The organism is Pseudomonas sp. Fl5BN2, assembly GCF_009908205.1.
In the GTDB taxonomy this organism is placed as follows: Bacteria; Pseudomonadota; Gammaproteobacteria; order Pseudomonadales; family Pseudomonadaceae; genus Aquipseudomonas.
This window is the reverse complement of the sequence record NZ_JAAARL010000032.1, coordinates 17,479-35,016: the sequence shown is the minus strand read 5'-3', so window position 1 is coordinate 35,016 and position 17,538 is coordinate 17,479. Positions and strand designations below refer to the sequence as shown.

The 17,538-nt window shown below is 63.5% G+C and carries 17 protein-coding genes and 3 pseudogenes; 7 read left to right on the top strand and 13 right to left on the bottom strand.

What is annotated here, in order from left to right; genetic code table 11:
• Window positions 1-27: 27 nt before the first annotated feature.
• The 3 genes from GV819_RS30280 to GV819_RS30270 all read right to left on the bottom strand — a co-directional run bounded on the left by GV819_RS30280 (window position 28) and on the right by GV819_RS30270 (window position 4,099).
• On the bottom strand, window positions 28-2,334 hold the full coding sequence (locus tag GV819_RS30280) for an ATP-binding cassette domain-containing protein (protein WP_161759702.1): 2,307 nt from the start codon (window positions 2,332-2,334) through the stop codon (window positions 28-30).
• On the bottom strand, window positions 2,331-2,798 hold the full coding sequence (locus GV819_RS30275) for a MarR family winged helix-turn-helix transcriptional regulator (RefSeq protein ID WP_161759701.1): 468 nt from the start codon (window positions 2,796-2,798) through the stop codon (window positions 2,331-2,333). Before GV819_RS30275 ends, GV819_RS30280 begins: the two co-directional genes overlap by 4 nt.
• A 197-nt stretch (window positions 2,799-2,995) precedes the next feature.
• Window positions 2,996-4,099 carry a DUF1615 domain-containing protein gene (locus GV819_RS30270; RefSeq protein WP_161759700.1) on the bottom strand — a complete coding sequence of 368 codons (1,104 nt, stop codon included), beginning with the start codon at window positions 4,097-4,099 and terminating at the stop codon, window positions 2,996-2,998.
• Between the two features lie 358 nt (window positions 4,100-4,457).
• Between GV819_RS30270 and GV819_RS30265 the strand changes: the two genes are divergently transcribed.
• Window positions 4,458-5,072 (top strand): LysE family translocator, encoded by a 615-nt coding sequence (locus GV819_RS30265; protein WP_161759699.1) that lies wholly within the window; start codon window positions 4,458-4,460, stop codon window positions 5,070-5,072.
• 63 nt (window positions 5,073-5,135) lie between these two features.
• Window positions 5,136-6,656 (top strand): FAD-dependent oxidoreductase, encoded by a 1,521-nt coding sequence (locus GV819_RS30260; protein WP_161759698.1) that lies wholly within the window; start codon window positions 5,136-5,138, stop codon window positions 6,654-6,656.
• Window positions 6,657-6,681: 25 nt separating this feature from the next.
• Here the strand turns inward: GV819_RS30260 and GV819_RS30255 are convergent.
• The 7 genes and pseudogenes from GV819_RS30255 to GV819_RS30230 form a co-directional block, all read right to left on the bottom strand.
• Window positions 6,682-7,048 (bottom strand): annotated as a pseudogene (locus tag GV819_RS30255) (TonB-dependent receptor plug domain-containing protein); the annotation flags it as partial.
• Between the two features lie 216 nt (window positions 7,049-7,264).
• Window positions 7,265-7,426 (bottom strand): annotated as a pseudogene (locus GV819_RS33380) (iron dicitrate transport regulator FecR); the annotation flags it as partial.
• Window positions 7,418-7,568, bottom strand: a pseudogene (locus GV819_RS33900) (sigma-70 family RNA polymerase sigma factor); the annotation flags it as partial. The pseudogenes GV819_RS33380 and GV819_RS33900, both read right to left, overlap by 9 nt.
• Window positions 7,569-7,676: 108 nt before the next feature.
• Window positions 7,677-8,651, bottom strand: a complete 975-nt coding sequence (gene hemB / locus GV819_RS30245) for a porphobilinogen synthase (RefSeq protein WP_161759697.1) — start codon at window positions 8,649-8,651, stop codon at window positions 7,677-7,679.
• A 303-nt stretch (window positions 8,652-8,954) separates the two neighbouring features.
• Window positions 8,955-9,635, bottom strand: a complete 681-nt coding sequence (locus GV819_RS30240; RefSeq protein ID WP_256667663.1) for a hypothetical protein — start codon at window positions 9,633-9,635, stop codon at window positions 8,955-8,957.
• On the bottom strand, window positions 9,632-10,534 hold the full coding sequence (locus GV819_RS30235) for a PhzF family phenazine biosynthesis protein (RefSeq protein WP_161759696.1): 903 nt from the start codon (window positions 10,532-10,534) through the stop codon (window positions 9,632-9,634). The genes GV819_RS30240 and GV819_RS30235 overlap by 4 nt, the downstream gene beginning before the upstream one ends.
• A 128-nt stretch (window positions 10,535-10,662) precedes the next feature.
• Window positions 10,663-11,367: a glutathione binding-like protein gene (locus GV819_RS30230; protein ID WP_161759695.1), complete on the bottom strand. Its 705-nt coding sequence runs from the start codon at window positions 11,365-11,367 to the stop codon at window positions 10,663-10,665.
• 221 nt (window positions 11,368-11,588) lie between these two features.
• Between GV819_RS30230 and GV819_RS30225 the strand changes: the two genes are divergently transcribed.
• From GV819_RS30225 to GV819_RS30205, 5 genes are all read left to right on the top strand, one after another.
• Window positions 11,589-12,251 (top strand): histidine phosphatase family protein, encoded by a 663-nt coding sequence (locus GV819_RS30225; protein WP_161759694.1) that lies wholly within the window; start codon window positions 11,589-11,591, stop codon window positions 12,249-12,251.
• A 122-nt stretch (window positions 12,252-12,373) separates the two neighbouring features.
• A complete protein-coding gene (locus GV819_RS30220) occupies window positions 12,374-13,429 on the top strand; it encodes a permease (protein ID WP_161759693.1) in 1,056 nt (351 codons plus the stop codon).
• A gap of 88 nt (window positions 13,430-13,517) precedes the next feature.
• A complete protein-coding gene (locus GV819_RS30215) occupies window positions 13,518-13,769 on the top strand; it encodes a type II toxin-antitoxin system HicA family toxin (RefSeq protein ID WP_019094202.1) in 252 nt (83 codons plus the stop codon).
• Window positions 13,766-14,107 carry a type II toxin-antitoxin system HicB family antitoxin gene (locus tag GV819_RS30210; RefSeq protein WP_072451388.1) on the top strand — a complete coding sequence of 114 codons (342 nt, stop codon included), beginning with the start codon at window positions 13,766-13,768 and terminating at the stop codon, window positions 14,105-14,107. The genes GV819_RS30215 and GV819_RS30210 overlap by 4 nt, the downstream gene beginning before the upstream one ends.
• A gap of 450 nt (window positions 14,108-14,557) precedes the next feature.
• Complete coding sequence (locus tag GV819_RS30205) at window positions 14,558-14,899, top strand: hypothetical protein (protein ID WP_161759692.1); 342 nt, start codon at window positions 14,558-14,560, stop codon at window positions 14,897-14,899.
• A 52-nt stretch (window positions 14,900-14,951) separates the two neighbouring features.
• On the opposite strand, the gene mnmH is transcribed toward GV819_RS30205, so the two are convergent.
• From mnmH to GV819_RS30190, 3 genes are read right to left on the bottom strand one after another with little or no spacing between them, the layout of a single operon-like run.
• Window positions 14,952-16,052 (bottom strand): tRNA 2-selenouridine(34) synthase MnmH, encoded by a 1,101-nt coding sequence (gene mnmH, locus GV819_RS30200; protein WP_161759691.1) that lies wholly within the window; start codon window positions 16,050-16,052, stop codon window positions 14,952-14,954.
• On the bottom strand, window positions 16,052-17,086 hold the full coding sequence (gene selD, locus GV819_RS30195; RefSeq protein ID WP_161759690.1) for a selenide, water dikinase SelD: 1,035 nt from the start codon (window positions 17,084-17,086) through the stop codon (window positions 16,052-16,054). Before selD ends, mnmH begins: the two co-directional genes overlap by 1 nt.
• 43 nt (window positions 17,087-17,129) lie before the next feature.
• Window positions 17,130-17,495 carry a DUF4440 domain-containing protein gene (locus tag GV819_RS30190; RefSeq protein ID WP_161759689.1) on the bottom strand — a complete coding sequence of 122 codons (366 nt, stop codon included), beginning with the start codon at window positions 17,493-17,495 and terminating at the stop codon, window positions 17,130-17,132.
• Window positions 17,496-17,538: the final 43 nt, after the last annotated feature.

Below are 17,538 nucleotides of genomic sequence, written 5' to 3'. Positions count from 1 at the left end.
GCGCCGAGCGGATCCACCCTGGCGCTCTCAACGCCATGCGGCAACAGCGCCTGGGCGAGGTGTTGCATGGGTTCTCAGAAACGCACCGGTAATCGAGCCGGATGCCTCCAGCATCGCCAGCGGCGTGCCTTCGAAGATCACTGCTCCGCCCTTGTGACCGGCACCCGGGCCCATTTCAATCAACCAGTCGGCATGGGCGATAACGTCCAGATTGTGTTCGACGACAATCACCGTATGACCCTTGTGCGTCAGCTCATCGAACAAGCCCAGCAGCCGGTCGACATCAGCCCTGTGCAGCCCGGTGGTGGGCTCGTCGAAAAGGTACAGGCTGCCATCGCCTTCCAGGCGCGAGGCCAGCTTCAGGCGCTGGCGCTCGCCCCCTGAAAGCGTGCTCAGGCGCTGCCCGAGAGCGACATAACCCAACCCCACCCGCACCAGGCGCCTCAAGAAGTCGATGATCTCGGTCTGCCCGATAAAGAACGCCATGGCCTCGGTCACGCAAACCCCCAGAACCTGCGCAATGTTCAGCCCCTGCCAAGTGACCGCACGCGCCGCTTGGCTGAAGCCGGTGCTGGCGCATGCCTCGCAGGGCGTCTCGACGCTGTCCATGAACGCCAGGTCGGTGTAGATCAAGCCCAGCCCTTTGCATGCCGGGCAGGCGCCCTGTGCATTGTTGCTGAACAAGCTGACGGGTTGGCCGCTGGTGCGGGCAAACAGCGCTCGAACGGCATCGAGCGCGCCGATGTAGCTCACCACTGACGAACGCCGAGTGCCACCCAGCGCGCCCTGGTCGATCAACACCGCGTCAGGGTAGTTGCGCGGCAGCAGACGGTTGACCAACGTGCTCTTGCCGGACCCGGCGACGCCGGTGACCACCGTCAACACCCCGGTGGGAATGGCCACACTGACGTTGTGCAGGTTGTGCAAAGACAGATCGCGCAACTGCAACTGGCCCGTCGCGGGCCGTGGCTCACAGTTGATGGTCGACACCCGCGACAAGCAGCGCCCCGTGAGGGTATCGGCCTGGCACAGCCCGGGGTAATCGCCCTGATACACCACCCGCCCGCCCTCGACGCCCGCACCCGGCCCGATGTCCACCACATGATCGGCAATCGCAATCACATCGGGGTCATGTTCGACCACCAGCACCGTATTGCCCTTGTCACGCAAGCCGCGCAACAGCGTGTTGAGTTGATGAACATCGCGCGGATGCAAGCCTACGCTGGGCTCATCGAAGATGTAGGCCATGTCGGTCAGGCTGCTGCCCAGGTGACGCACCATCTTCACCCGTTGCGACTCACCGCCTGACAGGCTCGCGGTTTCACGCGCCAGGCTGAGGTAATCCAGGCCGATGGCCGCCATCTGCTGCAGACGCTCGACGATGGCCAGCACCACCGTGGCAACGGGCGCGAGGCGAATGCCGAGAATGAATGACAGCAAGTCGCAGACCTCCATCGCACTGCAATCGGCAATCGACCGACCGTCGATCCGGCACGACAGGATTGTCGGATTCAGCCGGGCACCCCGGCAGTCCGGGCAGGCTTGCCGGGACATCACCCGCGCCAGCCCTTCTCGTTCGACCCGGGTCAAGCGACTGGGCTCACGATCCAGGTAGGCCCGGCGAAACCGCGGTACCACCCCCTGAAATCGCGCAGTCTCCGGCCACCCGGGCAATGGGCTGCCGAGCGCCAGATCGTCGGCGTAGAGCAAGGTTTGCCATTGCTCGTCGCTGTACTCCATCAGCGGCTGGTCGCAATCGAAAAGGCCGGACAAGGCATAGCGTTTCCAGCGGTAGGTGCCGGGGGCAAAGGTCGGAAAATCGATAGCCCCCTGATTCAACGACTTGCGGCGATCGAACAACTGCTCAAAGTCGAAGCGGTCGACCCTGCCCAAGCCCTGGCAGGTCGGGCACATGCCTTGCGGATGATTGAACGAGAAGACATTGGCATAACCGACGAAGGGCTGGCCCGCCCGGGCAAACAACAGCCGCAGCAAGGGCTGGATGTCGGTGACCGTGCCCACCGTCGAACGCGCATTGCCGCCCAGCGGCTTCTGGTCGACCACGATGGAGGCCGGCAGGTTGCGCAACGCATCGGCCTGCGGACGGCCGTAATGCGGCAGTCGATGGCGGACGAAGGCGCTGTGGCTTTCGTTGAGCTGGCGCTGCGACTCGGCGGCCAGGGTGTCAAACAGCAGGGATGATTTGCCCGAACCTGAGACCCCGGTAAACACCACAATGCACTGCTTGGGAATGCGCAAGCTGACACCTTGCAGGTTGTTTTCCCGCGCACCGACAATCTCCATATCCCGGTAACCCGCGTTGTTCCGGCTCATGGCCGGACCGCCTGGCCCTGCTCGCCCTGGGTTTCAAGCGCGCTGCAAGCCTTCTCGCACAACTCGGTGAAAATCGCCTGTTCGCCTTGGGTCAGTGCCGCCAGGACGCGCTGCGCGGCATCGTGTCGACCGCTGGCGGCACGCGCCAGGAAATCCCGGCCCGAATCGGTCAACAGCGTCAGCTGTTCACGACGATCGCCTCCCCCCTGTGCCTGGGTCACCAGCCCCAGGTCTTTAAGGACCCGCAAGGCTTTGGAGACCCCAGTGCGGGCCACGCCCAGGCGCTCGCCCAACTGCGACGGTGTCATGCGCCCTTGCAGGCGCAGCAGTTCGAGAATGTCGTACTGGCTCCAGCTCACCGCTTCAGGGGTGTAGCGTGCGCGTCGGGCCACCAGAACGCATTGCAATCTGGACAAGGCGTTTTCCAGCGGACCCGGTTCATCGAGGGGTGTCGGGGCAGTCATGGCAGAACGATCTCCCTGAATATGGCTGCATGATGGAAAGCAGATTCCACGTATTCAGGCAAAAAACTAGCAAATTGATTTCCATTTGGAAATCAATTTAACCACCCTGCGTCAGAACGACACTCTGGGGCAGGCCAACACCGCCCCACCCCACCTGTCGTAGCGATGCTCGGCAGGGATGATGCTCCATCGCCGTTTCAAGGCTGCGTGCCCGGATTACGTGCCATGCAGCGCTGATAGCGCTCGTCCACCCGCTTGGCGAACCAGGCCGTGGTCAATTGGCGGGTGATCTTCGGGCTCTTGAGTTCGATGCCGGGCAATTGCTCGCGTGGTACGGATTTGCCCGCCGCCCGGTCGGCCAGGGCGAACACCTGCCGGTACAGGTCCGTGTTTTCGAATTCAGGGCTGTCGCCCTTCTCCAGTTGCTCGCGAATGCTCGGGTTGCGCAGGCCCATCTGCTTGCCCAGGGTGCGCACCGCCAGCTCGGTGCTGCCGGGCAGGATCGAGTCGTAGCGGATCAGGTCGCCATCCAGTGCCAGCTTGATCCCGCTGACCCGGCTCACGGCACTCTGGAACGCCGCATTGCGGCTGGCGTACCAGCCGGCGTTGAAATCGGCGAAGCGATACAGCGGCTGCGGGTAGCTCACCGGGTAGCCGAGCAAATGGGCAATGCCGAAATACATCCCGCCACGGCGGCTGAAGACTTCATGGCGGATCGAGCCCTGGACCGGGTACGGATAATCCCCGGCGTGCTTCTCGGCAAACGCGATGCTGACCTGCATCGGCCCACCGGTGTGCACCGGATTGAAGCCGCCGAACAGGGTCTGGCCCATCGGCACCCGGCCGATGAAGTCGTCGAAGATCGCACTCAACTCCTTCTCGGTGCGGGCCTTGGCCAGACGCTGGCTGTAGGACTGGCCATCGCTGGCATGTACCTGCAAGGCGGCGCTCACCAGCAGCGCCGGCACATGCACCTTGGCCGCTCGACGGTCGATTTCCTCACGGGCGATGCGTCCCAGCCCCGGCACCACCGGGTCGACCTGGAAGCTCGACTCCTGCTCGGCCACCGCCAGCACCGCGCACAGATTGCTCGGGCTCGGCGCAAGCCCCTGGGCGCTGAACGCCACCTGGATATCCCGGGCCCAGCCCTGGCGGTCGGCCACCTGGGAGGGCAGCAGACGCAGGATTCGCGCCTGGGCCTGGTCCGGACTCAGCGCCGGTGGCTGGCTGCCCTGCTGGCTGGCGCAACCGGCCAGCAGCAACAGGCCCGAGAGACTGATGATAAGACGGCAGGAAATCATGATTCTCCGCAAGATGGTGGGGGGAGCAAGACCGGTAGCAGTAAAGCATCGACACTCAGGTTTCGACCGGAGATTGGCGACGCTGTTCCGTTGCGGCGGCAGCTGCGAGCGGCCGGACCAATACGGCGACCTCAAGGCCGATGGCGGCCTGGCAACAAGACCGGGAATCAACAGCCCGGGTAGCGACTACCGGGTCTTAAGCACGCCAAGATCGGTGTGGCTGGGCCTTTCTTGAAGCCGGGCTAGAATCCAACTATTCCACGGGCGCATCAGGGTGTACTTTGGTGACCCCGACCTTGGTGAGGCGTCCAGACCTGGATCAGGCTCGACGCTACCCCCGCAATGGAGTGATGCCCGGATGTTGACCCTGGACTTTCTGATCACCAGCCTGATCGTCGTGCTGATTCCCGGCAGCGGCGTGATCCTGACCATTTCCACCGCTCTGGTGGCCGGCAAGCGCGCCAGTCTGTTCACCGCCATCGGCTGTACCGCGGGGATTGTCCCGCACCTGCTGGCCTCGATCCTTGGCCTGTCGGCGATCCTGCACACCAGTGCGGTGGCGTTCCAGGGCCTGAAGTTCGCCGGGGTCGCCTACCTGCTGTACCTGGCCTACGCCACCTGGCGCGACCGCTCGGCCTTCGCCGTCGACAGCAACGCGGTCAGCCACGGCGCCGGCGCGCTGATGCTCAAGGCCTGCCTGCTGAACATTCTCAACCCCAAGCTGACGATCTTCTTCCTGGCCTTCCTGCCACAGTTCATCGCCCATGACGGCAGCGACCCGATCCCGCAGATGCTCCTGCTCAGCGGCGTATTCATGGCCATGACCTTCTTCGTGTTCGTGCTCTACGGCCTGCTGGCCAACCTGTTCCGCACTGCGGTGATCGAGTCGCCCAAGGTGCAGAACTGGTTGCGCCGCAGCTTTGCCGCAAGCTTCGCGGGATTGGGCCTGAACCTGGCCTTCGCCCAACGCTGACCCCGCGGCAGCCGCCGCCCGCAGCCAGATACATGACGTTGATCTCCTACCGAGGGCAAACACATGAACTGCAGCGACGTACTGATCATCGGCGCCGGCCCCACCGGCCTGGTGCTGGCGCTGTGGCTGCGCAAACAAGGGGTCAAGGTGCGGATCATCGACAAGACCGCCGGCCCCGGCACCACCTCCAGGGCCTTGGCGGTGCAAGCCCGGACCCTCGAACTGTATCGCCAGCTGGACCTGACCCAGGCCATTGTCGAGCGCGGCCACCATGTGCCGGCGGTGAATCTCTGGGTCAAGGGCGAGCGCGCCGCGCAACTGCCCTTCAATGCCATTGGCGAGGGCCTGACGCCCTACCCCTTCCTGCAGATCTTTCCCCAGGACGAACACGAGCAACTGCTGGTCGAACGCCTGGAGCAACTGGGCACCCGGGTGGAACGCAATACCGAGCTGCTGGCCTTCACCGACCATGGCAACCTGGTCAGCGCCCGGCTGCGTGGCCCAAGCGGGCGCGAGGAACAGTGCCAGGCGTTTTACCTGGCCGGTTGCGACGGCGCCCGCTCGACCGTGCGCAAGACCCTGGGCACCGGCTTTCCCGGGGGCACCTATCAGCAGGTGTTCTACGTCGCCGACGTCGACGCCAGCGGCCCAGCCCTGGATGGCCAGCTGCACGTGGACCTGGACGAGGCGGACTTCCTCGCGGTCTTTCCGCTGGCCCACAGCGGCCGCGCACGGCTGATCGGCACGGTGCGCGACGAACGTGCCGAGCATCCGGAAAACCTGCGTTTCGAGGATGTCAGCCAGCGCGCCATGCGCCAGCTCAAGGTTGAAGTCAGCCAGGTCAACTGGTTCTCGGCCTACCGCGTGCATCACCGGGTCGCCGAGCATTTTCGCCAGGGCCGGGTATTCCTGCTGGGGGATGCGGCCCACGTGCACAGCCCTGCCGGCGGCCAGGGCATGAACACCGGGATCGGCGACGCCATCAACCTGGCCTGGAAACTCACCGCGGTGCTGGCGCGCAAGGCCGAGGACAGCCTGCTGGACAGCTACGCCAGCGAACGCATGGAGTTTGCCCGGCGCCTGGTCTCCACCACCGACCGGGTATTCAGCTTCGCCACCGCCGAAGGCCCGGTGGCCTATCTGCTGCGCACGCGCCTGGCGCCGCTGCTGATTCCGAAGATCACCGCCTTCGACAGCGCCCGGGAATTCCTCTTTCGCACGGTGTCGCAGATCACCCTCAACTACCGTGGCATGCCCCTCAGCGGCGGCAGCGCCGGGCACGTGCATGGTGGCGACCGCCTGCCCTGGGTGCATGAGGGCGAGCACGACAATTTTGCCAGCCTCGATCACCTGGGCTGGCAGGTGCATGTGTACGGCGTCACCAGCGACGCCGTGCGTGACTGGTGCAGCCAGCACCAAGTGCCGTTGCGGATCTTCGACTGGCGCCCGGCCCATGGCGAGGCCGGGCTGGTGCGCAACGCTTTCTACCTGCTGCGCCCGGACACCTATGTGGCCCTGGCCGAACGCTCGGCCGACCCCAGGGTGCTGCAGCGCTACTTCACCGAGCGCGACCTGCGGCCCTGATCAAGCCTCCCGGAAGCGATGTCGGGGACTGCCGGGTCACCACCGCACAACCACGAACAGTGCCGGCGTCATTCAGCGGGCCGCGGGTGTCGACCTGGGCGCGGTAGTTGCCCCAACTGCCGGCGGACCTAGACAGCTCGGTGTGGGGCGTGGTCGCGCTTGCCCCCCGGGGAGTAGAAGTACTTGCCGCCCATGGGCGAGTCGCAGGCGGTGACGCCCGGGGTCTTTTCCATCACCTGTTCGATGGTGTTGAGGTTCTGGTCATCGAGCATCTTGCGGGTGATCACGGTCACCGACTGCGGGGTTTCCTTGAGCGAGTGCTGGCCCTTGCCAAGGGTCACCGCACCGGTAGTGTAGGACCCGGAATACTCGGTGCTGGCGCACAGCGCCTGGCCCTACGTCATGCCCAGTGCCACCAGGCCGCTGTCTTGAGGTACAGGCCGCCAGAGCTCCCCAGAGCCCGACCTTGATTGCCTGCGCCAACCTCGACTTGTGTACATCAGCCACGCGTTGCCTTCCCCGCTCTCGAAAATGCATCCACTGGGGGATGAGCCGCACCAGGCTGGGCAAAAGTGCAAAGGCCGAGAAAAGTTTTTCCGCTGTCGAGGTCAGCCCAGGCGGCGGTCAGAAACCCGCACCCAATAGCGCGTGTAACGGTTGATGCGCTGCGCGAAACCGCTTTCCAGCGCGGCCAGGGCGCGGTCGATATCGTCGCAGGGAAAAGCCCCGGAGACCTTCTGCCCGGCAATCCGCGGATCGCACTGCAGCACCCGCACAAAGGTGTTCCGGGCGAGGTCCGCGGCATCGAAAGTATTGCCCAGGCGCCGCCGCAGCCAGCCTTGCTGGCCAGCCATGGTGAGCGCAATACAGGTCGCTGACGGCGCAGCGCAGAGATAAATCGTCGGCGGGCATGACAGCAAGGATTCATATTTGATAATGAATCGCGTTGTCATGTAGGAACGAAAGTCTTGGCAATAGCCACGAACGCCGGATGGCGCTCGTGGAATCCGGTACCGGGGCTCAGATCCCGGCCAGGGCCAGGTCCATGGCGAAGTAGGTGAAGATCAGGTCGGCGCCGGCGCGCTTGATCGAACCCAGGCTTTCACGCACCACCCGCTGCTCGTCGATGGCGCCGGCCTGGGCGCCGAACTTGATCATCGCGTACTCGCCGCTGACCTGATACGCCGCCACCGGCAGGCGCGAGGCCTCGCGGATATCGCGGATGATGTCGAGGTAAGCCCCGGCTGGCTTGACCATCAGCGAATCGGCGCCTTCCTGCTCGTCGAGCAACGACTCGCGCACCGCTTCGCGGCGGTTCATCGGGTTCATCTGGTAGCTCTTGCGGTCGCCCTTCAAGGCACTGCCGCCAGCTTCACGGAACGGGCCATAAAGCGCCGAAGCGAACTTGGTGGAATAGGCCATGATCGGCGTCTGGGTGAACCCGGCCGCATCCAGGGCCTTGCGGATGGCCTGGACCTGACCGTCCATGGCCGCCGATGGCGCGATCACATCGGCGCCGGCGTGGGCCGCAGCCACCGCCTGCTTGCCGAGATTGATCAGGGTCTGGTCGTTGTCCACTTCATGGCCATGCATCACGCCACAGTGGCCGTGTGCGGTGTATTCGCAGAAACAGGTGTCGGACATCACGATCATCTCCGGCACGGCGTCCTTGGCGATGCGTGACATGCGCGACACCAGGCCCTGTTCCTTCCAGGTATCGCTGCCGTCGCTGTCCAGGTGGTGGGACACACCGAAGGTCATCACCGACTTGATCCCGGCCCGGGCGTAGCGCTCGATCTCGCCGGCCAGCTTCGACTCGGGAATGCGCATCACCCCTGGCATGCTCTTGATCGGCACGAAATCGTCGATTTCCTCCTCGACAAAAATCGGCAGCACCAGGTCGTTGAGGGTGAACTCGGTTTCCTGGAACAGGCTGCGCAATTGTTCGGAGCGACGCAGGCGACGAGGACGGGCTTCGGGGAACTGGCTGGACATGATTTTTCCTAAAGGCTGAACGCGGGAGACCACGGACAAGGTCGAAAAAAGGTGGAAAGCTTATGCCCCTGGCCGCCGTGGTACAAACCCGCGAAGCTCAAGAGAGCCTTGCCGATCGGTTAACAATCGCCGAAAAGCCCCGTGTTTGCGCGGTTTGAGCCGTTCGACCGGGCGGGCCTGCGACCATCTGACGCAAGAGGAGCAGCGGCACGTGTTGAGCGGCAAGCGGCAAGTCAAAGCCCTGCGGCTGATAATCTTGCAGCCGCTCTGCGCAAGGGCTCGGCGCTGGGCCGGCTCGGCGCACTACTCCGCTTCATTGCCCTGCAGATTGAGGGTGTAGTCCTTGAGAGGCGTCTTGAAGTAGGCAATGCCTTCGTCGTTGACCTTGCCCCTGAGCACTATTTTCTTAATCGTGTCGGCAATTTCATCAGCGTCATTTTCGCCACGGATAGTCGCCTCGATGCATTCGCCAGGCCGGAAGCCCACCGTTCGAACAATCAGATTGAGGTCGACATAATGGTCAGCCTCGCGCCCCACAACGCGACGATTCTCCAGGCCCTGGGTCCAATATATTTCAACCACTTTGCCGGGTGACGGCTTGACCGGCAGGTTGCACGTGGCATCCACGGCTACTGCCTGATCGCCTGGCGTGGCCGCTACGCTCGCAGATGCTGCGGATTCGCGGTCCGGCGTCTTTCCAGGCAAGGTCGCGGGGCTGGGTTGCTGTTTGACAGGCGCGGTTTGTGCGATGCAAAGCAGTGGATCGAAAGCCAGCAAGCCAACCAGACCCGCCCGCAACATGAAGCCCTTCCACTTTCCCCGCACAGGCGACAGTGCTTCTGGCGGCTGATGGTTTGCTGGCCAGTGCGACTGGGCCAAGGCGATCGAGCCCTTCCAGGACCCGCCCTGAACCCTGCCGGCCAGGAGCGGTGCGTGCTTGTGCTTGCCTGTGCCTGCAAAATCGCCAGGGTTCAGCGGGATCATGGCTGTCTCGGATCAGTGGACGAGGGTGTATCCCCGCGCGGTTGATGAGTGGTTTGGAGATGCCTCAGACGTCCCTCAATGCAGGTTCGCGCCGAGCCGCCGATCCAGACGTCGTCGCCGACCTGTTCCACTTCTATCCGCCCTGCCCGGCCCATGCTCAGGCCCTGGCTGACGCTGTAGCGAGCCGGCGCCAGACCGGCGCCCAGCAGCCATTGGGCGATGCCGGCATTCAGGCTGCCGGTGGCGGGGTCTTCGGGCATGCCGTCGCCGGCGATAAAGGCCCGCACTTCGAACTGCGCGTCGGTGGCGTCGCGCACTGGATCGCAGGGGGCAATGACCCCTACCGCCAGACCGGTGAGTTGCGGGTAGTCCGGTTGCAGGTCGAGTACCTGCCGGCGTTCGGCGAGCATTACCGCCAGCCAGCCGGCGCCGTTGTCGACCCATTGGGCGGCGATTATGTCGCCAGCGGCCAGGCCCAACCCCAGGCGCACTTGTTCCAGCAGGTCGGGCTCTACCGGGCCAGCGCGCAGCAGAGGCGGTGCCAGGAAGGCCAGTTGATCGCCCTGGCGACGAATGCGCACCAGGCCCACTTCGCACTCCTGGATGATTTCATCGCCCCGGGGCACGCCGCCGGATTCCAGCCAGGCATGGCAACTGCCCAGGGTCGGGTGGCCAGCGAAGGGCAGCTCCTGGGTGGTGGTGAAGATCCGTAGGCGGTAGTCGGCGCGGGGATCCTGGGGTTTGAGGAGGAAGGTGGTCTCGCTGAGGTTGGTCCAGCTGGCGAAGGTTGCCATCTGTTCATCGGCAAGTTCGTCGGCGCCGAATACTACGGCCACGGGGTTGCCCTTGAAAGGCTTGGCGCTGAAGACATCGACCTGTTTGAAGTCCAGGGAGTTCATGGTTTGTCCTGTCGGGGGGCGGATAGAGCGGGCTGGCGCACCAGCGCGTAGCGGTCATAAAACCTGAGGTCCAGGTCTCGCTGAAGGAATGGGGTTGTGGCCATTGGGGGGGCGTACCCCCCGATCGCTCAAGAAGCCTTGGGAATCTCCAACCCACGAATCACCGCCGGCCGCGCTACAAACTTCGCCAATACCCGCTGCACCTCAGGGAAGCTATCAATCCCCACCAACTCACCTGCCTCATAAAACCCGATCAAATTGCGAATCCACGGAAAGGTCGCAATATCGGCAATGGTATAGCGCTCACCCATGATCCATTCCCGCCCCTGCAGATGCTTGTCCAGCACCCCCAGCAGCCGCTTGGCTTCGTTCACATAGCGCTCCAGGGGCCGCTTGTCTTCATACTCCCTGCCTGCGAATTTATTGAAGAACCCGACCTGACCGAACATCGGCCCGATACCGCCCATCTGGAACATCAGCCACTGAATGGTTTCATAACGGGCCGCCGACTCCTGGGCCAGCAGTTGCCCGCTCTTGTCCGCCAGATAGATCAGGATCGCCCCCGATTCGAACAACGCCAGCGGTTGGTCGCCCGGGCCATGAGGATCGAGAATCGCCGGGATCTTGTTGTTCGGGCTCACCGAAAGAAACGCCGGGGTCATCTGATCCTGAGTCTCGAAACTCACCCGATGCGCCTCATAAGGCAGGCCGATCTCTTCGAGCATGATCGACACCTTGACCCCGTTGGGGGTCGGCAACGAGTACAGCTGAATCCAATCAGGGAACTGCGCAGGCCATTTCTGGGTGACGGCAAAGGCGGAAAGATCGGTCATGACAGGCTTCCAGTGACAGTCAAAGGGGCTGCGTTTCTCGCAAGCAACGCGTCGGGGATTATCCGTCGGGTTTTCTTAAATCGGCAACATGCAGCGGTTAGTCTGAGCACGCATCGAACCAAACGCCGTTCAGGGACTCAGAGGCATTGCCTTCGCAGGCGGTGATGACAGGGAAAATAACGGTTTGTCAGCCCTCACCCTTGCGCTGAAGAATCCCAGCCATGACTCTGTCCAGCCGCCTCAAGAACCGTAACTACCTGCTGCTCCCGGCCCTGTTGCTGGGCAGTGGGCTGTGCCTGTCCCTGGAATCCAGCGTCAGCCGCGCGCAGCCGGCGGACGGCACCCAGACCCTGGTGTTCCTGCGCCACGCGGAAAAACCTGCCGGCGGCCTGGGCCAGCTCAACTGCCAGGGCCTGAACCGGGCCATCGACCTGGCTTCGCTGCTGCCGGAAAAATTCGGCAAGGCGCACTACGTGTTCGCCGCCGACCCGACGCGCAATGTCGAGGAAGGTGAACTGGACAATTCCTACAGCTATATCCGCCCGCTGATGACCATCAGCCCCAGCGCCATCAAGCTCGGCCTGCCGGTGAATATCGACTTCGCCGCCAACGACACCAGCGACCTGGCGGACGAGCTGCTGCATGACCGCTACCACAACTCGATCATCTACACCGCCTGGTCCCACGGCTACCTGCCGGAGTTGATCAACAAGGTCGCCGAAGAGGCGGTCGGCGAGACGCGCCCGATCACCGAAGACTGGGCGTCCAACGACTACGACTCGCTGTTTGTACTGACCCTGACCTGGCGCAATGGCAAGGCCAGCCTGCACAGTCAGAGCTACAAGCAGGGCCTGGACAACGGCGAGCAGAGCTGCCCGAGCTGAGCAAGCACCCGCGAAACCTTGGCTCGCCCTCAGCCAAGCGCCTGACCACGATTATCGGTTCAGCGCGTCAAGCGTCGCTGCGCTAAAATCCGCGCTTATTGTCTTTGCGCGGAATCCCCTTCATGTCCAATCTCGCCTCCACCCGCCCGGCCCAGGGCTGGTCGCTCTGGTGGAAACCCCTGCTGTTCCTGCTGATCGCCGGCATCGGCCTGTACTACGTGAAGTGGTCGCCCTACTACCTCAAGGCCTTTGTCGCCGCGGACAACCACAGCATCGGTGCGTCGATTCTCAACGATCAGCAAAGCTCGCCCTGGAGCGCCGCCCTGGCCTACTCCCAGGTGTACTTCATGGCGATCTGGAAAGCGGCGGTGCTGGCGGTGATCCTCGGTTCCCTGCTGCAAGTGCTGATCCCTCGCGACTGGCTGCTGCGGCTGTTCGGCCGCGCCGGTTTCGGCTCGACCCTGCGCGGCGGCCTGTTCGCCCTGCCAGGCATGATGTGTTCCTGCTGCGCCGCGCCAGTGGCCGCCGGCCTGCGCCGGCAGAATGTTTCCGTGGGCGCGGCCCTGGCCTTCTGGATCGCCAACCCGGTGCTCAACCCCGCAACCCTGGTGTTCATGGGTTTTGTCCTCGGCTGGGGGTTTTCCGCCCTGCGCCTGGTGGCGGGCATTGTCCTGGTGCTCGGTGTATCGCTGATCGCGCAGCGGATTGCCGGCCCGGAAAAACTCCCGGAAGCCGCGGTCGACGCCGTGGTCGAAGCCAGCAACGTCGACCAGCAGCCGTTCCTGGTCCGCTGGGGCAAGACCCTGTGGCAGCTGTTCTGGAGCACCATCCCGATCTACATCGTGGCCGTACTGATCCTCGGCGCGGCGCGGGTCTGGCTGTTCCCGCACATCGACGGCGCGATGGGCAACAGCCTGCTGTGGCTAGTCCCCCTGGCGATTGCCGGGACCCTGTTCGTGATCCCCACCGCTGCCGAAATCCCCATCGTCCAGACCATGATGACCCTCGGCCTGGGCACCGGCCCGGCGGTGGCGCTGCTGATGACCCTGCCGAGCATCAGCCTGCCGTCGCTGCTGATGCTGCGTAAGGACTTCAACGCCCGAGTGCTGATCACCGTCGCCGTGCTGACCATGTTGGTCGGGATCATCTGCGGCCTGATTGGCGCGGTGTTGCTGTAGAAACCTGGTTGGCGAAGCTTGTAAGTGACTCACATTGACACCCCCTGAAGCATGCGACTACATTTAGTCGCAAAAAAAAGAGGGTGCCGTGTCCAAGAACGATAAGCTTCTCGCCAAGTTACTCAACGACCGGGGAACCTTTTCCTGGCAGGAACTGGTCACTCTGCTAAAGCGCCTGGGCTACACGCCGTTGGAGGGCTCGGGCAGCCGGGTAAAATTCGACAATGGCGATCCAGGCGCAATGATCAACTTGCACAAGCCGCACCCCGGTAATGAGCTGAAGGCCTACATACGCCGCCAAGTGATCGAGCAACTGAAATCGGGAGGTCTCATACCGTGAACAACCTACTGCAGCACAAGGGCTATTACGGCTCTATCGAAGTCAGTACCGAGGACAATTGCCTCTTTGGCAAACTTCAGTTCATACGGGCCCTGGTTAGCTATGAAGGGCAGACCGTGGCTGAACTCGAAGCGGCCTTCAAAGAGGCAGTAGACGACTATCTGGATACCTGTGAGCAATCGGGTACTGCCCCCGAAATCCCTTGCAAAGGCTCGTTCAACGTTCGGGTAGGTCACGACCTTCATCTAGCGGCTGCAGTGGCCGCCACCCGGCAGAATGTATCGTTGAACGATCTGACCCGTCAGGCCCTGAACGAATACCTGCAACATCACGGCTGATTGTTGTCTCATGGAGGCCAAGGCGCTCATTGAATGCTGGCCTCAAATGGAAATTTCCACACGCCCCGCCGCATCGTCTTGAAACACATTGGTCAGAGAATGCCATTCCCGAAACCAGAGTTTTCGCTTTGTTTTGTAAGGGTTGTCCGAGAGAATCGCCAACGCCTTTGAGCGGCTTGTGCCCTTGGTTTTCGTCAGGCAGTCTCCCTGGGCCGCTGCACCATCAGCGGCTCGGATGTGGAAGTCCGGACATGAAGAACGTGCAACTTGCCTCATAGGAACACCTGTATTTCTCAATACGGGTGACCTCGCTCTATGGCAGCTGTACGTGGGGCACTCTCGAGTGCGCCGGATCCTTCAGTCCCGGTCTTCCACACCTACGTACAGCTGCCACCCTCTCAATGTGGAAGTGAGTTCTGGCAGTTCTTTAACGACTGGAGGACCCAACTCATGAAAAAGCTCGTCCCCGATCCACCCCGCCCGCTACGCGACCCCGAACTGGATCGCGCCAACGCCAGCCTGCTCAGCGCTCTGCAACCTACCCAGCCACGCCCGTTCGGCCTGCGCGACGCCCAGGGCAATACCCTGTTCGCCGTGCAACCCGGGGTCAACGCCGAAGACGCCCTGCTGCACGTGGCCTTGCTGTTCAAGTGCGCCGAAGAGGTCTCCGATGAAGTCACCGAACGCGCCAGCGGCATCGAGCGTGGCCTGATCGGGTCGATGGTGCATTCCGTGGAAATGGCCCGGGCCGTGGTCGAAGCCCTGCTCGACCGCCGACGCCCGGCACGCTGACGGCACCCGGAACCGCACGCTCACGTCCGCTGAGCGCGCGGTTCACTAATGACTACCGAGATTGCGGCGGGCGATTGCGCAGGTAATCGAGCACCGCCGCATGATCGCCGATGAACTCGATCCGCGCGCCCTTGCTCTCGCGCTGGAAGGCATACATCGGGTCGTAGTACTCACCGAGCAAGCCTTCGATCCAGGCCCGATGCAGTTCCACATCGCCGCTGCGGGCCTGCTCGGCCAGGGCGGCTTCCATCAGCAGGAACAGCCGTTGATGCCGCTCGCCCCCCAAGCGCTTGTGGATCCGGTTGAGGCTCTCCAGCAACCGCTCGGCAAACTGGGCGAAACCCTGCTCGCCGTGCAGTTCGACAAATTCCGCGCTGAGGTTGACCACGTAGTCGCCGAGGATGCGCTGCACCCGACTCTCAAGGCTGTCTTCCAGCCAGACCATGGGGAAACCCTGCATGCCCTGGTGCAACGACAACGGCAAGGCGCAGCTGCCGATCATGCGGTTCTCGTCTTCGAGGACGAAGCTCTGCAGCCCGCGATCGCGCTTCTTCAGCAGGTCCACCGCCAGGCGGTTTTCAAAATCGATATTGCTCGGCTGCCCGGTAGCGCGACGGCCAAAGCTGGAACCGCGATGGTTGGCGTGGCCTTCCAGATCCACGGCGTGCTCCAGCTGCCCCAGCACCTCGGTCTTGCCGGTGCCGGTCATGCCCCCCAGCAGCACGAAATCGCACTGCTGCAAGGCCTGCTCGATGGTCTCCAGCAGGAAGGTGCGCATGGCCTTGTAGCCACCGCCGACCCGCGGGTAGTCGATGCCCGCGTCCTTGAGCCACTGCTGGGCAATCTGCGAACGCATGCCGCCGCGAAAGCAGTAGAGCAAGCCGTCGGGATGAGCCTTGGCAAAGTCGGCCCAGGCCTGTACCCGCTGAGCCTTGACCTCCCCGGACACCAACTGGTGGCCGAGGACAATGGCCGCTTGCTGGCCCTGCTGCTTGTAGCAGGTGCCGACCCGCTGGCGCTCCTGGTCGGTCATCAGCGGCAGGTTGAGCACCCCGGGAAAGGCGCCCTTGGCAAATTCGATCGGCGCGCGGGTGTCCATCATCGGCCGGTCGTTGAGGAAGATGTCGCGGTAATCGGTGTGGTCCTGGGACATCAGAACACCTCGACCGCGTAACTCTGTCGCTCTACCAGCTCGCCGATAGGCGCCAGGCTAAGACCCAGTTCCGCCGCCAGGGCAAGGAACTCGGCATTGCCTTCCGGGGTGACGGCCACCAGCAGGCCGCCACTGGTTTGCGGGTCGCAGAGCACGCGCTTGTGCAACTCCTGCAGGCGGCCGATTTTCTCCGCATAGCTGCTGTAGTTGCGCAAGGTGCCACCGGGCACGCAGCCCTGCTCCAGGTAGTACTCGACCCCCGGCAGGCGCGGCACCCGGTCATAGTGGATCTGCGCGGTGAGGCCACTGCCATCGGCCATTTCCACCAGGTGCCCGAGCAGGCCGAAACCGGTGACGTCAGTCATCGCGGTCACGCCTTCGAGCTTGCCGAAGCGGCTGCCGGGCTTGTTCAGGGTGCACATCCAGTCGCGGGCCAGGCCAATATCGGCGTCGCGCAACTTGCCCTTTTTCTCGGCGGTGGTGAGCACGCCGATCCCCAGGGGCTTGGTCAGGTACAGCAGGCAACCGGCGGTGGCGGTGTCGTTGCGCTTCATGAAGCGTTTTTCCACCAGCCCGGTCACCGCCAGGCCGAAGATCGGCTCCGGCGCATCGATCGAGTGACCGCCGGCCAGGGGAATGCCCGCCGCGTCGCACACCGCACGGCCGCCGCGGATCACTTCGCGGGCGATTTCCGGGGCCAGCACATTCACCGGCCAGCCGAGAATGGCGATGGCCATCAGCGGGTCGCCGCCCATGGCGTAGATGTCGCTGATGGCGTTGGTGGCGGCGATCCGGCCGAAGTCGAAGGGGTCGTCGACGATGGGCATGAAGAAGTCGGTGGTGGAGACCACGCCGCGCTCTTCGTCGATGGCGTAGACCGCCGCATCATCACGCGAAGCGTTGCCAACCCAGAGCTTGGGGTCGAGGTTCTGTGCCCCGCTGCCGGCCAGGATCACCTCCAGCACCTGGGGTGAAATCTTGCAGCCGCAGCCGGCTCCGTGGCTGTACTGGGTCAGGCGAATCGGCTCGCTCATGGGGCACCTCGTCAAGTCTGGGATCGGGATTCTAGCAGAGCGTTCAGGCACCCGGCCGGAGCGTGCCCTGATGGAACAGCATTTGCCAGCGCCCGTCATGCCGACGCCACAGCGAACTGCGCCAGGCGCTGCTGGCCGCCCGCCCGCCAGCTGCGGCGTTATGGCACAGGTAAGTCACCTGGGTCAGATCGGCCGCCAGGCGCTGCACCTCGAACTCGCTGATGCTGCGCTCGATGAAGTCTTGCTGCACCAGGCTGTCCAGCACCTGAGCCTTGTTCCAACGCCCGCCACTGACGCCGAATTCGAGAAAGTCATCAGCCAGCAAGGCATCCAGCGCCTGGCGATCGGCGCGGACTTCGGCCTGTTGCAAACGGGTTTCCAGCGCCAACAGCAGTTGCTGCCATTCCATGCACGCTCCTCCAGGGATCAATCCGCCAGTGCACTCTAACAGT

What these genes read in the sequence shown, in the direction of transcription:
- GV819_RS30280 (WP_161759702.1), bottom strand. Translation starts at nt 2,334, where the DNA reads ATGAGCCGGAACAACGCGGGTTACCGGGATATGGAGATTGTCGGTGCG.
- GV819_RS30275 (WP_161759701.1), bottom strand. Translation starts at nt 2,798, where the DNA reads ATGACTGCCCCGACACCCCTCGATGAACCGGGTCCGCTGGAAAACGCC.
- GV819_RS30270 (WP_161759700.1), bottom strand. Translation starts at nt 4,099, where the DNA reads ATGATTTCCTGCCGTCTTATCATCAGTCTCTCGGGCCTGTTGCTGCTG.
- GV819_RS30265 (WP_161759699.1), top strand. Translation starts at nt 4,458, where the DNA reads ATGTTGACCCTGGACTTTCTGATCACCAGCCTGATCGTCGTGCTGATT.
- GV819_RS30260 (WP_161759698.1), top strand. Translation starts at nt 5,136, where the DNA reads ATGAACTGCAGCGACGTACTGATCATCGGCGCCGGCCCCACCGGCCTG.
- hemB (WP_161759697.1), bottom strand. Translation starts at nt 8,651, where the DNA reads ATGTCCAGCCAGTTCCCCGAAGCCCGTCCTCGTCGCCTGCGTCGCTCC.
- GV819_RS30240 (WP_256667663.1), bottom strand. Translation starts at nt 9,635, where the DNA reads ATGATCCCGCTGAACCCTGGCGATTTTGCAGGCACAGGCAAGCACAAG.
- GV819_RS30235 (WP_161759696.1), bottom strand. Translation starts at nt 10,534, where the DNA reads ATGAACTCCCTGGACTTCAAACAGGTCGATGTCTTCAGCGCCAAGCCT.
- GV819_RS30230 (WP_161759695.1), bottom strand. Translation starts at nt 11,367, where the DNA reads ATGACCGATCTTTCCGCCTTTGCCGTCACCCAGAAATGGCCTGCGCAG.
- GV819_RS30225 (WP_161759694.1), top strand. Translation starts at nt 11,589, where the DNA reads ATGACTCTGTCCAGCCGCCTCAAGAACCGTAACTACCTGCTGCTCCCG.
- GV819_RS30220 (WP_161759693.1), top strand. Translation starts at nt 12,374, where the DNA reads ATGTCCAATCTCGCCTCCACCCGCCCGGCCCAGGGCTGGTCGCTCTGG.
- GV819_RS30205 (WP_161759692.1), top strand. Translation starts at nt 14,558, where the DNA reads ATGAAAAAGCTCGTCCCCGATCCACCCCGCCCGCTACGCGACCCCGAA.
- mnmH (WP_161759691.1), bottom strand. Translation starts at nt 16,052, where the DNA reads ATGTCCCAGGACCACACCGATTACCGCGACATCTTCCTCAACGACCGG.
- selD (WP_161759690.1), bottom strand. Translation starts at nt 17,086, where the DNA reads ATGAGCGAGCCGATTCGCCTGACCCAGTACAGCCACGGAGCCGGCTGC.
- GV819_RS30190 (WP_161759689.1), bottom strand. Translation starts at nt 17,495, where the DNA reads ATGGAATGGCAGCAACTGCTGTTGGCGCTGGAAACCCGTTTGCAACAG.